We start from the raw sequence: 13,167 nt of genomic DNA on the forward strand, positions 1-13,167 counted from the left end.
TGGGAGTCACGTCGATCGGTCCGGGTGAGGCGGCTCTTCCTCGTGGACGCCGCGGACGTCGCGGGCCGCCGTGGACCTGGCGCGACGCCCGCAGGACCACGTCGGCGACGTGACCGAGGCGTCGGGAGCAGGACGGGCCTCCAGGACGGGCCGGGAGGCGTCCGCCGCGACGCGTCAGATCGCGTTGGCCTTCGCGACGCCGCCGTACCAATGCGCGCTCGGCTTCGGCGTCCGCTCGAACGTCTCCCGGTCCCAGGAGACGAGCCCGAAGGTGGGCCGGAACCCGGAGGCCCACTCGTAGTTGTCGAGGAGCGACCAGTGCTGGTAGCCGAGGACCTCGATGCCGTCCTCGATGCAGCGGTGGATGCCCTCGAGTGCACCCTGCGTGTAGGCGATCCGGCGGGTGTCGTCCGCGGTCGCGATGCCGTTCTCGGTCACCATCACGGGGACGTGGCCGGACAGCTCCCACGCGCTGCGGATGCCGTCACCGGCGGCCTCCGGGTAGAACTCCCACCCGGTCAGCGTGGTCTCGACATCGTCGGCGACCGGCAACGGGCCGGAAGCGCCGATGAACGTGCGCGTGTAGGCCTGCACGCCGAGGAAGTCGTCCCCGGCAGCGGCCTCGAGGTACCAGTCGTCGCGCGGGTACCCGTACTCGCGCAGCATCTCCTCGGACCCCGGCTCGCCGGAGGCGCGGAACGCCTGGGTCGCGATGGTCCACCCGGACTGGAGGCCCGACACCTGTGACAGGACCTCTCGCGACCGCTTGTGGCTGGCCAGCAGCGCGTCGGCGACGCCGAGGTCCGGGTTCGGCAGGCCGTAGGCGACGAGGTTCCGGGCGTCCTCACCGCCGGCGAGCATCGCCGCGATGTTCGGCTCGTTGATCGTGCACACGTACCGGACGCCGTCCTGGACGATGGGGAGCGCCGCCTCGGTGTAGCGGGCGAACAGGTCGGCGGCGTCGGGTGCGCGCCAGAAGCCGTCGCGTTCGAACCAGCGCGGCACGGTGAAGTGCATGAGGGTGACGATCGGCTCGAGGCCGAATTCGTGGCAGGCCTCGACCATGCGGCGGTAGTGGTCGACCTCGGCGCGGCTGACGAACCCGCGCTCGGGCTCGATGCGGGACCACTCGATGCTGAACCGGTAGGAGTTCAGGCCGAGGTCGGCGGCGATCCTGATGTCCTCGCGGTACCGGTGGTAGCTGTCGGCCGCGTCGCCGGAGGGCTCGACGATCGTGGTGTCCGGTTCGTGCTCGTGCACCCACCAGTTGCTGTTGACGTTGTTGCCCTCGATCTGGTGGGCGGCGGTGGCGGCACCCCAGAGGAAGCCGTCGGGGAAGTGCAGCGTGGTGATGATGGTGCCTTTCAGTGGGCGGACAAGAACCGGTCGAAGACCTCGACGGTTCCCTGCGGGTTCTCGATCTGCGGTCCGTGGTAGCTCGCCGGGATGACCTCGTACTCGGCGCCGGTGTCGGTCGCCATGGCGCGCTGCCACGGGATCGGCCAGGCACCGTCCCACTCGCCGTGCGTGACGAGGACGGGCAGCCCGGTGGCGCGGAGTTCGGCGGAGCTGTCGGTGTGGTCCTCGAGGATGTGCCCGCCGGCGACGATGCTCAGGGGGCTCGTGGCGTCGAAGCGTTCACGGACCATGCGGACGTCGTCGGGGAGTTCCTCGTCGGGGCGGTACGCCCACAGCGGGTTGGTGGCGTCGAACAGGGTGCGGTTGTTCCCACCGGTGTCGTGCATGATCGTCAGCTCGGTGACCTTGCGGTAGGGCCAGCCGTACGGTCCGGAGCAGAACTGCACGACGGACCGGAACGAGCGAGGCGACGCGATCGCGGCGGCGCGGATGATCACGCCGCCGAGCGAGTGCCCGATCAGGTGCACGGGAGCGCCGTCGTCGAGCAGGCGTGCGACGCGGACCACGTCGGCGGCTTCCTCGTCGAGCGTGTAGCTCTGGGGCGAGCCCGGCGCTGCCGAGTCGGCCTGCCCGCGGCGACTGATCGCGACCGCGGTCCAGCCGGCGTCACGGAGGAGGGGCATGAACGTGCACCAGTCCTCCTTCGAGCCGGTGTACCCGGGGACGACGAGCACGACGCCCTTCGACGGACCCGACGGGACGACGCGGTAGGCGGTGAGCCGGCCGACGGGCAGGTCGATGCCCACGACGTCGACGCCCTCGGGGGTGGGCAGGTGGCCGAACGGCGGGACCGTGGGGAACGCATGCAGGTTCGTCATACTGCATCATCCACCGAGCGCGCAGGCTCGCTCGGCGCTGGGGTCGCACGCCGCTTCGCGACGCCCTCGAGCTCCACCGCGCGCCGCGGGTTCGGCACGGCGTCCAGCAGCGCGACCGTGTAGTCGTCCTGCGGGTGCTGCAGCACGTCGGCGGTCCGGCCACGCTCGACCACGGCGCCGTCGTGGAGCACCATGATGTCGTCGGTGATGAGCCGGGCACTCAACAGGTCGTGCGTGATGTAGAGGAGCGAGACGCCCCACTGCTCCCGCAGGTCCTCGAGGAGCGCGAGCACCCCGGCGCGGAGCGTCACGTCGAGCATCGAGACCGGCTCGTCGGCGATGATCACCTGCGGGTCGCTGGCGAGCGCCCGGGCGATGACCACGCGCTGCCGCTGCCCGCCGGAGAGCTGGTGCGGGAGCTTCTGCGCGAACTGCTCCACGGGCGTCAGGCCCACGGTCTCCAGGAGTTCGAGTACGCGACGCCGAGCGTCCTTGCCCCGGAGCCCGGTGTAGTTCACGACCGGGCGGGTGAGCGTGTACTCGACCGTGTGCAGCGGGTTGAGCGCCGAGTACGGGTCCTGGAACACCATCTGCACCTCGGAGCGCAGGTCCCGCATGCCGCGGCGTCCGAGCTTCGCGACGTCGAGGTCGCCGAACCGGACGGTGCCGGAGCTGGGCTTCTCGACGCCGGTGAGCAGCTTCGCGATGGTCGACTTGCCGGAGCCCGACTGGCCGACGAGCGCGAGGGACTGCCCCGGCTCGAGTGTGAACGACACGTCGCGGACGGCGCGGACCGGGTCCTCACCACGACGGGGCGGAGCGTAGGTCTTCACGAGGTGGTCGACGACGATCGGATTGCGTGCCGCACTGCGCTCCCGCGAGCCGACCGTGCTGAACGACGAGGTCGCCTGCTGGCGCTTCTCACCCGACGCGGCACGGAGCGAGCGGTCCGGGAAGCCGGGGAGGCTCACGACCGACGCGCGCGGGTCGGCGTAGTGCGAGAGCAGCATCTGCGTGTACGGGTCCTGCGGGGCACGGAGCACCTCGCGCGAACCGCCGTCCTCGACGATCCGGCCCTCGTGCATGACGAGGACGCGCTCGGTGGCCTCGAGCACGATGCCGAGGTCGTGGCTGATGAGCACCGCCGTGAAACCCTCGGCCCGCTGCAGCTCGATGATCGTGTCCATCACCGCGTGCTGCACGAGGACGTCGAGCGCCGTGGTCGGCTCGTCGAACACCATGAGCTGCGGCTCGAGGGACAGCGCGAGCGCGATCGACACGCGCTGGCGCATGCCGCCGGACAGCTCCCCGGGGAACCGCGCGAGCATCGAGTCGGGGAGCTTCACCTTGCCGACGAGCTCCCGCATCCGGCTGTCCCACCGCTCGCGTGGGACGTGGCCGTGGGCCGTGAAGACGTCGATGAAGTGGTTGCGGATGCTCCGCACCGGGTTGAGCGCGTTCATGCCCGACTGCAGCACCATCGCGAATCCGCCCTGCCGCTGCTGCCGGAGCTCCTCGTCGCCGAGGTCGCGGATGTCCTTCCCCGCGAACACGATGCTGCCGCCGTTCGTCCGCGCCGGGGGCTTCTGCAGTCGGGTGAGCGCGTAGCCGAGCGTGGACTTGCCGGAGCCGGACTCCCCGACCAGCCCGACGAACTCGCCCTTCCGGAGGGAGAACGACACGTGGTCGACGGCCTGGACGGCGGTCTGCCCCGACGACTCGTAGACGACCGACAGGTCGCGGACGTCCAGCAGGACGTCGGATCCTGCGGATCCGGCGGAGCCAGCGGTTCCGTGGGACGTGTCGGACGGGAGGCCCGTGGCGGCGCCGGTGCGTGCCTCCAGTCCGGTGGTGGGGACGGGACGTGCGCCGCTCATGCGGTCGCCTCCTTGCGCTTCGGGCGCGCGCCTTCGCGCAGCCGCGGATTGGACACGGCGTCGACGCCGAAGTTGATCAGGGTGAGGCTCATCGCGAGGAGGGCGATGCAGAGCCCCGGGGCGAACAGCAGGATCCACTGGCCGGTGAGCAGCGCGTTCGAGTTCTGCGCCCAGTAGAGGATCGTGCCCCAGCTGACGATCGAGGAGTCGCCGAGGCCGAGGAACTCCAGGCCCGCCTCCGCCAGGATCGCGCTGGTCGCGGCCCCGAAGAAGCTGCCGACGATCAGGGACGTCATGTTCGGCAGGATCTCGCGGAAGACGATGCGGGTCGCCCCCTCGCCGGAGAACTGTGCGGCCGTCACGAAGTCCCGGCCGCGCAGCGACTGCGTCTGGGAGCGGAGCACGCGCGCTCCCCAGGCCCATCCCGTCACCACGATCACCGCGATGATGACCGCGATGCCGCCGTTCTGCAGGTACGCCGCGATGACGATCATGAGCGGCAGGCCCGGGATCACCAGGAACAGGTTCACGACGAACCCGATGACCTCGGCGATCCAGCCGCGGACGTAGCCCCAGCTGAGGCCGATCGCGACGGCGACGAGCGTGGACAGGATGCCCGCGACGGCGCCGACCATCACCGAGATGCGGGCGCCGTAGATGAGCTGCGACAGGACGTCCTCGCCGGCTGCGGTGGTGCCCATCCAGTGGTCAGGCGTCGCGTCGGCGGACCGTGCGGAGCCGTTCTGGCTGGCGCCGTACGGGGCGAGGAGGGGCGCCAGGATCGCCACGAGGACGAACACGGCCAGGATGATGATGCCGATCCGGGCCTTCGTGTTCGACCAGACGACGCCGAACTGGCGAGCGGCTGACCTGAGCTTGCTCGGCGCCTGGGCTTCTTCTTGTGTACGTACTGCGACGGTGGTCATCGGCGCGTCCTCGGGTGGGGGTTGTGAGCGGGGCACGCCGCTCGTCGCGAGTTGCGGGTCATCGGCGCGTCCTCGGGTCCAGGACGCCGTACAGCACGTCCACGATGAAGTTGGCGATGAGCACCGACACGGTGATCATCAGGAAGAGTGCCTGCATGAGCGGGTAGTCCTGCCCGATGACGGCGTTGAACAGCAGGTAGCCGATGCCCGGGTAGCCGAACACCTGCTCGACGAGCACCGAGCCGCCGACCACGCCACCGAGGGCCAGGCCGAAGCCGGTCAGGTTCGGCAGGATCGCGTTGCGCGCGGCGTAGCGGATCGCGACGGTCCGGCCGCGCAGGCCGTTCGCCTCGGCGAAGGTCACGTAGTCGTCGCCGAGCGTGTTGATCATCGCGTTCCGCATGCCGATGATCCAGCCGCCCAGGCTCGTCACCAGGATCGTCACCGCCGGCAGGACCGCGTGCTGCAGGGCATCACCGACGAACGCTCCGGAGAGGCCCGGCGTGGTCGTCGCCGAGTACGCGCCGGTCGTCGGGAACCAGTGCAGGACGTAGCCGAGGAAGAACAGCAGGAGCAGCGCCGTCCAGAAGTACGGGAACGTGGACATGAAGCTGCCGGACAGGGTGGGGAGCGAGTCGAGCCAGGTGCCGCGCTTCCAGGCCGCCGCGATGCCGATCAGGGTGCCGAGGACGAACGCCAGGATCGTCACGACCCCGACCAGGATCAGCGTGTACGGCAGGGCCTTCCCGACCAGGTCGCCGACCGGCTGCGGGTAGAACGTGTAGCTCGTCCCGAAGTCGAGGGTGACGACCTGGTGCAGGTAGCTGACGTACTGGTCCCAGAGGTTCCCGGTCGGGACGCCGAGCTGCGCCTCGATGGCCTTGCGGGTGGCGTCGGTGACCGGGCCGTTCTGGCTGAGCTTCGCGAGGGCCGCGTCGCTCGGGCTGCCCGGCATGAGGCGCGGCAGCACGAAGTTCAGCGTGACCGCGGCCCAGAGGGTCAGGACGAAGAGGACGAGTTTCTGGAGGATGTACTTCACTTGCCCTGCTCGCTCTCTGTCGCGACGATCGCGCGCCCTGCGGCGCTGTCGCGCAGCCGGAGCTTGGTGAAGATGAGCAGCGGTGCCGAGTCGTAGTTCTGCGGGGCCATGTAGGGGTCCTCCGCACTCGGCCAGCCGACGAACTTGCCGGTGTTGAACAGACCCCAGAGGCCGCCGTGGTACATGCCGATCACGGGCAGCTGGTCGTACACGATCGTCTGCAGCTGGTCGAGGATCTGCTGCTGCCGGGCGGTGTCGGTCGTCGCCCTGTACTCGTCGAGCAGGCGCTGCGTGGCCGGGTCCCGGTACCGCTCGTAGTTGTTGACGGTGGGCTTGCCGACGGGCTGGTAGAACTCGGTCGACATCAGCGAGTTGAACGCCTGGTAGACGTCGCCGTTGCCCATGCCGCCCATCGCCATGTCGAAGTCACCGTTGTTGATCGCCTGCTGGTACCCGGCGGGCTGCGGGGCCTTGATGGTCACCGCGACGCCGATGGCGGTGAGGTCGCGGCGGACCTCCTGCGCGGCACGGAGCCAGTCCGCGTAGCCGTTCGCGGTGGTGATCGTGATCGCGAGCTGCTTGCCGTCCTTGACGATCTTGCCGCCCTGCTCCACCCAGCCGGACTTCGCGAACGCGGCCTTCGCGGCGGCGACGTCCTGCGTCACCATGCCCTTGTCGGGGATGTCCGGGTTCGCGTACCGCTCCTGGTTCGGCAGGATCAGGCCGGTCTGGGCCGCGGCGGTGAGGTTGCCCTCGGTCGCGGTCTCGGCGATGTCGTCGCGGTCGAGGGCGAGCGAGATGCCCCGGCGGACGTTCACGTCGTCGTACGGCGCCTTCGTCAGGTTGGGGATCAGCCCGATCACGCCCCCCGGCGGGAACCACCAGGTGTTGGTGCGGGACGCGGCGCCCCACGTGCCCTCGACGTCGGAGATGAACGAGTACGACCAGTCGTAGCCGCGGGTCACGGTGTCGAGCTGCGTGTTCGTCGCCGGCAGGATGAGGTGCTTGATCGCGATCTCGTCCGCCTGCCAGTACCGACGGTTCTTGTCCATCGAGTACTGCTGGTCGGTGTAGTTGCCGAGGACGAACGGGCCGGTGCCGATGGGGTTCGGGTCCCGCCACGTCGTCGGGTCCTTCACCTTCCCCCAGTGCCGCTCGCCGAGGATGTACGTCTGGCCGATGATCGTCAGGCTCGGGACGTCCTCGGACTTCAGGTGGAAGACGACGTGGCCCCCCTGCTGCTCGATCGTGTCGATGTGCTGCCAGGCACCCTTGACGTCCATCGCGGGGAACTTCTTCAGCAGGTCGAACGTGAAGACGACGTCCTTCGCGGTGAACGCGTCACCGTTCGACCACTCGACACCCCGGCGGATCGTCATGTCGATCGTCTTCGCGTCCGGCTGTTCCCACGAGCTGGCGAGCCACGGGTTCCGCTTGCCGTCGAGGGGGTTCACCTCGATGAGGGGCTCGTACATCCACTTCGACGCCGTCCGGGCGTTCGTGATGTACGGGTTGAAGTTGCGGTCGAACAGCGGGTTGCCGTGGTCGGCGTTGATGAGCATCGTGTCCTTGCCGATGCTCGGGTCCGGCTCCGACCGGACCTGGATGCTGCAGCCGGTCGCCGTGAGGGCCACGACCGCGATGCCGGCGAGGGCAGCGGCGAGGCGAGCACGGCGGGTGCGCTGTGGGGGAAGCGTCATTGCTCGGTCGACCTCCGTGTCGAGTGGGTACGAGGGTCAATGTATGCGCTTACATCGCGGTGCGCAAGTCGCAGTCCGCACGTCGCGCAGCACACTAGAGCTCCGGCGGGCAACTCTCGCGGAGCAGCACCTCGACGGGTAGTCGGACGGCACGCGGTGGTCCCTCACGGCGGTCCAGTCGGTCGACGATCGCCCGGACCGCCGCACGCCCCAGGTCCCCCATCGGCTGGTGCACGGTGGTCAGGCGCGGGGTCGAGTACCGCCCCGCGTCGATGCCGTCGAAGCCCGTCACCACGACGTCGTCCGGCACCCGCAGCCCGCGCGCCAGGACCGCGTCGAGCACCCCGAGCGCCGACTGGTCGTTCGAGCAGACGATCGCCCGCGGCACCCGCTCGTCCAGCAGCGTCCGGGCCAGCTCACGGGCCCGGACCCGACCGAAGTCGCCGTGCACGGTCCGGACCGCCGTCGGCGCGAGCCCGTGGTCCTCGAGCGCCCGCCTGAACCCGGCGGTTCGCTCCTGGTCGTCCGGGGAGTCCACCGGTCCCGCCACGTAGGCGATCGACCGGATGCCGAGCCGACCGATGACGTGGGCGGCGAGGGTCCGCATGCCCGCGGCGTTGTCGACGCTGATCGAGTCGAAGCCGCGCGAGCGCCGGTCGTCGGCGAGCACCACCACCGGGATGCGGCGGGCGACGTGTTCGAGGAGCTCGTCCGGCACGGTCTGCGCCAGGACCGCCAGCCCGTCGACCCGGCCGGCGACGTCGTTCACGATGACGTCCCGCGACGGACCACGGCCGGCCGCGACCATCAGCGCCAGGCCGCGCTGCCATGCCTCGGTCTCGGCGCCCCGCAAGACCTCGTCGAAGTACAGGTTCGAGGACGTCGGCTGGGTGACGTGCCGCCGGTCGTCGACGATGCGGACACCTCCGTCCGTGACGACGTCCGGCCGTTCGTCCGGCACGACGTCGAACCCCGGCAGCAGCAGGCCCACCACGCCGGTCCGGCGACCGGCCAGTGCGCGGGCGTTCCCCGAGGGGACGTAGCCGAGGGAGCGGATCGCCGCCTGCACCCGGTCACGCGTGGCCTCGCGGACGGCGTCGGGCGTGCGGAGGACGCGGGAGACCGTCGCGATCGAGACCCCTGCGGCCGAGGCGACGTCGTAGACCGTGGGAGGTGCGGTGCCCTGCGTGGTCACGCCGTGCCTCCCGTCGCGGTCGGAGCCGCGGGCGGCCCGCCCGGCGACGCCGACCATCCTAGGCAGCGTCGGTTCTCCACAGGTCCAGCCCGGGGCCTTGCGGACGACAGCACGCAGGACGACACTGGCCCGACCAACAGGGGAAAGGACGATCAGATGTCACAGTCGACTCCGTCCGGGCGCAGGGATGCGTACCGGCTCTCCACCGACGAGGCCGAGGTGCGGGAGGCCCTCCTCGACCACGACGCCGACCCGCACCTGTCCTGGGTGACCGCCCAGCTCGACGGAACTGAGGAACGTCCGCTGGTCGAGTAGCGGCCACGTCCACCGGTCGAGGAGCGACCGGGGTCCAGCCCGCGTCGGTCAGGCCCCGGGCGCCAGCCGCTCCGGTGCCCCGACGATCGCCATGCCCGCGCCGCGGAGCCGACGCCGCTCCTGGGCGATGAAGCCCAGCAGCCGGTCGTTGGTCCCCGCGACGTGGGCGGCGACCAGTTCCGCGGCGCGGTCGGCGTCGCCCTGCTGGACGGCGTCGAGGATGTCGCTGTGCTCCTGCCACGCGGCGTCGCGGGCCTCGGGCGTGCGGACCTCGATCCACCGGGTGCGCTCGAGCCGGGTCAGGGCGTCGGCCACGGCATCGGTGACGAAGCGGTTCCCGCCGAGCGCGGCCAGGTCCAGGTGGAACGTCGAGCCCATCGTGATGCCGGCCTGCTGGTCCGGGGTCGGCCGGAGGGCGTGGAGGTGCGCGCGGACCGCGGCGAGTGCCTCCGGCTGCGCGCGGGCAACGGCGAGACGGGCGGCGGCGGGTTCGAGCACACCGCGGAGTTCGGCGAGCGAGGCGATCTCGTCGAGGTCGATCGGGGTGACCGTCCACGAACGCCCCTCGTGCAGGATGAGCCCCTCGCGTTCGAGGCGGGACAGCGCGGCACGGACGGGGGTGCGCGAGGCGTGGAAGCGCGCTTCGAGCCCGCGCTCCGAGATGCGTTCCCCCGGCGCGATGTCGAGCGTCAGGATCGCGGCACGGAGGTTGTCGTAGAGCTGGGCCGTCTGCGACACGGGTGCTGCGTCGGTCGGTTCGGTCACGGGCATCCAGCGTAGTGCCGTCCGACCCGTGTTGGTATACCGTTCCGGTACACCAGCTGAGTCGAGACGGGGAGCGCGTGGTCCGGACACCTGCCCGAGCGTGGACGATGCTCGCGCTCGGCGTCGCCGCGCAGGCCGCCGGGACGCTCGTCGTCACCGCACCGGCACTGCTCATCCCGCACCTGCACGCGCAGGGCATGCCGCTCGCCCAGGCCGGGCTGCTCGCCGCGGCACCGACGGCGGGGATGGTGCTGACACTGATCGCCTGGGGCGCCGTGACCGACCGGATCGGTGAGCGGATCGTGATCGCGGGCGGACTGGTGCTCACCACGCTCGCGGTCGCCGGAGCGTGGCTGGCGGGCGACGACACGGTGTTCCTCGGGGTCGCGTTCCTGGCTGCCGGGATGACGAGCGCCTCGACGAACGCGGCGAGCGGCCGGGTCGTCGTCGGCTGGTTCCCGAAGGAGCGGCGGGGCCTCGCGATGGGGATCCGGCAGATGTCGCAGCCGCTCGGGGTGACCCTGGCGGCCGTGACGGTGCCCCGGCTCGCCGAGGCGTCGGGCATCCGCAGCGCGTTGGTCCTGCCGGTCGTCCTGTGCGCGGTGCTCGCGGTGGTCTGCGCGGTCGGGATCGTGGATCCGCCGCGCCCGTCCCGTCCGGCGACGACGACGGCGGCTGGCGATGCCGGTGCGGCCGCCAGCACCGCGAACCCCTACCGCGCCACCGGCTTCCTCTGGCGGATCCACGCGGTCTCGATCCTGCTCGTGGTCCCCCAGTTCACCCTGTCGACCTACGGGTTGGTCTGGCTCGTCACCCTCGGCTGGTCGACCGCCACCGCCGGACTGCTGGTCGGGGTGGCGCAGTTCGTCGGCGCGATCGGCCGGATCCTGGTCGGGTTCTGGAGTGACCGGGTCGGCTCCCGGGTCGGGCCGCTGCGGGTGGTCGCCGTGTCGGCCGCCGCGGTGATGGCGGTCCTGGCCCTGGTCGACGTCGCGCACCTGCCCGCGGCCGCCGTGGTGCTGGTCGTGGCGACGAGCGTCACGGTCGCCGACAACGGGCTGGCCTACACGTCGGTCGCCGAAGCCGCCGGCCCCTCGTGGTCCGGTCGGGCGTTGGGCGCGCAGAACACCGGGCAGTTCATCGCGGCGAGCGCCGTCGGCCCGGGCATCGGCGCGTTGGTCGGCCTGGTCGGCTTCGCCGGGTCGTTCCTGCTGGTGGCGGCGCTGCCGGTACTGGCGCTGCCGCTCGTGCCGCGGGCGGACCGGTCGCACGACTGACCCGCGACACCGACTGACCCGCGTCGCTCCGGGGCGACGGACGGGAGGCCCGTGGCGGCGCCGCCACGAGCCTCCCGTCCGTCATCGGCTCACCCTCTGCCGCGCCGGGTGGGGGTCAAGCCCCCGGGATGGCCGGCCCGGTCCGCCAGCGGAGCAGTGCGGCGGCCGGTGCACCACCCGGCAGTGCCGCGGTGTTGGCGTACACGACCTCGGCGTCGGTCAGGAGCGCCGCGCGGACGATCCCGACGGGTGCCGGGACGGGCCCGAGCACGGTCGCGCCGAGTGCCTGCTCCGGCGCGGTCGCGATCCACGGCGCTGCGTCGAGGGCCAGGACGGTGCGGTCCTCGAAGCCCGCGGGGTCGAGGACCACGATCGAGGGCTGCGCCTGCTGCAGGGCCTCGACCACCGGGCCGAGTCCGGCCGCGACCTCGCCGTCCCCGCGACCGTCGTGGGTGCGGAGCAGGTCCTCGACGTCGTGTCGGCGCTGGGCGACGACCCGGGCGAGGGCGATGTCGACGTGCTCGCGGACGCCGTCCTCCGACGCGTCAGAGGCGCGGGGGTCGATCGGCACCTCGGACAGGAGCGGCGCGGTGGCCTTCGTCTTCGACAGTTCGGTGATGAGCAGCTGGCGGGCACGGATGTCCCCGGCGACGATCACGAGCCGGGGCGACAGCCGGTCGACGGCGTCCTGCACGGCGGCGGCGACCTCGGACTCGTTCTGCCGCCACAGCTCCTCGGTGTGGTGCTGCCAGCGCAGGTGCGCCCAGCCACCGCCCTGGAACTTGTGGAGCGTGTCGGTCCGACCCTGCACCTCCTGCTCGTCGCGCTGGTCCGGGTGATCGGCGTGACCGAGACGGTACGCCCGGTACCCGCCGCCACCGCGTCCGACCTCGACGACCAGGAACGGGACGTCGAGCGGCCGGTGTGCCAGGAGCGGCACGAGGTCGGGGACGGCTCCGTGCCCGACCGACTCCGGTCCGTGCATGTGCCCGGGGAGCACCTCGCTGAGCACGAGCTCGCCGTCGTGGACGAGCACGTACCGGTTCACGGGTGCGGGGACGCCCGGCGTCTCCTCGAGTTCCGCCATCACGGTGTCGATGACGGCGGCGTCGGCTCCGGCGGCCCGGAGCGCGTCCTCGGCCTTCCGGCGCTGCAGGGCGGCGAGGTGTTGCGGGTCCTCGCGGTCCCCGGAGGCGTCCACGTAGGCCCAGGTCCACGTCCCGCCGCCAGCCAGGCGGGAGCCGAGTGCCCGACCGTCCTCGGTGGTCTCATTCTGCGTGATCGGCATCGTCGCCTCCAGTCGTCGCGGTGCTCAGGTCGGGGGTGGTCGGGGTCGCGTCGGGCATGGCCGCGTTCGTGGCGGTGACGTCCGCCGCGTCGTCTTCGGCACCGGCCGTCGAGGTCGAGTAGACCGCCGCGTCGGCGCCGTCCCCGCTGCCGTCCGGTTCCTCGGCGGCGACGCCGGCCGGGTCATCGGGGGCATCGACATCGGTGGTGTCGTCGACGAGGGTGCCCTCGAGGTCGCCGTCGTAGCCGGACGCCCGCAGGGTCTCGGCGTCGTCGGTGTCGTCGGGCATCGGTTCGGACTGCCGGAACTCCTCGACGTGGGCGTTGCTGCCGTGCCCCTGGACGATGCTCTGCGCCTCGTGCGCGAGCTGGTCGTCGAGCTCCGGGTTGTGGGTGGTGTTCCCGCGTTCGATCATCGTTGCTCCTCTCGTGGGCATCCCACGGTCCGCGAGCTTCCCTGACCCCGTTCGCAGGTGCCGCGCCCTGGTGGACGGGCGACCGATCCACGCCGCGGCGGACGATGCTGACAGCAGCGGAGCAGGAACCGAC

Annotated in this window: 12 protein-coding genes; 2 read left to right on the forward strand and 10 right to left on the reverse strand. The window is 71.4% G+C overall.

All coding sequences use genetic code 11. The features are described from left to right. Positions 1–174 precede the first annotated feature (174 nt). From DEJ25_RS13040 to DEJ25_RS13070, 7 genes are all read right to left on the reverse strand, one after another. Complete coding sequence (locus DEJ25_RS13040; RefSeq protein ID WP_375334563.1) at positions 175–1,356, reverse strand: glycoside hydrolase family 1 protein; 1,182 nt, start codon at positions 1,354–1,356, stop codon at positions 175–177. An 8-nt stretch (positions 1,357–1,364) separates the two neighbouring features. Then, a complete protein-coding gene (locus tag DEJ25_RS13045; RefSeq protein ID WP_111044937.1) occupies positions 1,365–2,237 on the reverse strand; it encodes an alpha/beta fold hydrolase in 873 nt (290 codons plus the stop codon). Then, complete coding sequence (locus tag DEJ25_RS13050; RefSeq protein ID WP_258366500.1) at positions 2,234–4,114, reverse strand: ABC transporter ATP-binding protein; 1,881 nt, start codon at positions 4,112–4,114, stop codon at positions 2,234–2,236. Before DEJ25_RS13050 ends, DEJ25_RS13045 begins: the two co-directional genes overlap by 4 nt. After that, positions 4,111–5,040: an ABC transporter permease gene (locus tag DEJ25_RS13055; RefSeq protein WP_111044938.1), complete on the reverse strand. Its 930-nt coding sequence runs from the start codon at positions 5,038–5,040 to the stop codon at positions 4,111–4,113. The genes DEJ25_RS13050 and DEJ25_RS13055 overlap by 4 nt, the downstream gene beginning before the upstream one ends. 58 nt (positions 5,041–5,098) lie before the next feature. After that, on the reverse strand, positions 5,099–6,079 hold the full coding sequence (locus DEJ25_RS13060; RefSeq protein WP_111044939.1) for an ABC transporter permease: 981 nt from the start codon (positions 6,077–6,079) through the stop codon (positions 5,099–5,101). Further along, the gene (locus DEJ25_RS13065; protein WP_258366501.1) at positions 6,076–7,779 is read right to left on the reverse strand and encodes an ABC transporter substrate-binding protein; all 1,704 of its coding nucleotides are present in this window, start codon (positions 7,777–7,779) and stop codon (positions 6,076–6,078) included. Before DEJ25_RS13065 ends, DEJ25_RS13060 begins: the two co-directional genes overlap by 4 nt. A gap of 94 nt (positions 7,780–7,873) precedes the next feature. Continuing rightward, positions 7,874–9,031 carry a LacI family DNA-binding transcriptional regulator gene (locus DEJ25_RS13070; RefSeq protein WP_111044940.1) on the reverse strand — a complete coding sequence of 386 codons (1,158 nt, stop codon included), beginning with the start codon at positions 9,029–9,031 and terminating at the stop codon, positions 7,874–7,876. A 99-nt stretch (positions 9,032–9,130) separates the two neighbouring features. Between DEJ25_RS13070 and DEJ25_RS16760 the strand changes: the two genes are divergently transcribed. Beyond that, positions 9,131–9,289: a hypothetical protein gene (locus tag DEJ25_RS16760; RefSeq protein ID WP_181421567.1), complete on the forward strand. Its 159-nt coding sequence runs from the start codon at positions 9,131–9,133 to the stop codon at positions 9,287–9,289. Positions 9,290–9,337: 48 nt separating this feature from the next. Here the strand turns inward: DEJ25_RS16760 and DEJ25_RS13075 are convergent, their stop codons facing one another. Then, a complete protein-coding gene (locus DEJ25_RS13075) occupies positions 9,338–10,054 on the reverse strand; it encodes a GntR family transcriptional regulator (RefSeq protein ID WP_258366502.1) in 717 nt (238 codons plus the stop codon). A gap of 107 nt (positions 10,055–10,161) precedes the next feature. On the opposite strand from DEJ25_RS13075, the gene DEJ25_RS13080 reads away from it, so the two are divergent. Continuing rightward, a complete protein-coding gene (locus tag DEJ25_RS13080; RefSeq protein ID WP_111044942.1) occupies positions 10,162–11,331 on the forward strand; it encodes an MFS transporter in 1,170 nt (389 codons plus the stop codon). Positions 11,332–11,446: 115 nt separating this feature from the next. On the opposite strand, the gene DEJ25_RS13085 is transcribed toward DEJ25_RS13080, so the two are convergent. Both DEJ25_RS13085 and DEJ25_RS13090 read right to left on the reverse strand, forming a co-directional pair. Continuing rightward, on the reverse strand, positions 11,447–12,619 hold the full coding sequence (locus DEJ25_RS13085; RefSeq protein WP_111044943.1) for a Vms1/Ankzf1 family peptidyl-tRNA hydrolase: 1,173 nt from the start codon (positions 12,617–12,619) through the stop codon (positions 11,447–11,449). Then, complete coding sequence (locus DEJ25_RS13090) at positions 12,600–13,034, reverse strand: hypothetical protein (protein WP_111044944.1); 435 nt, start codon at positions 13,032–13,034, stop codon at positions 12,600–12,602. Before DEJ25_RS13090 ends, DEJ25_RS13085 begins: the two co-directional genes overlap by 20 nt. Positions 13,035–13,167: the final 133 nt, after the last annotated feature.

Origin of the sequence: Curtobacterium sp. MCPF17_011, assembly GCF_003234145.1 — a bacterium.
Lineage (GTDB): Bacteria > Actinomycetota > Actinomycetes > Actinomycetales > Microbacteriaceae > Curtobacterium.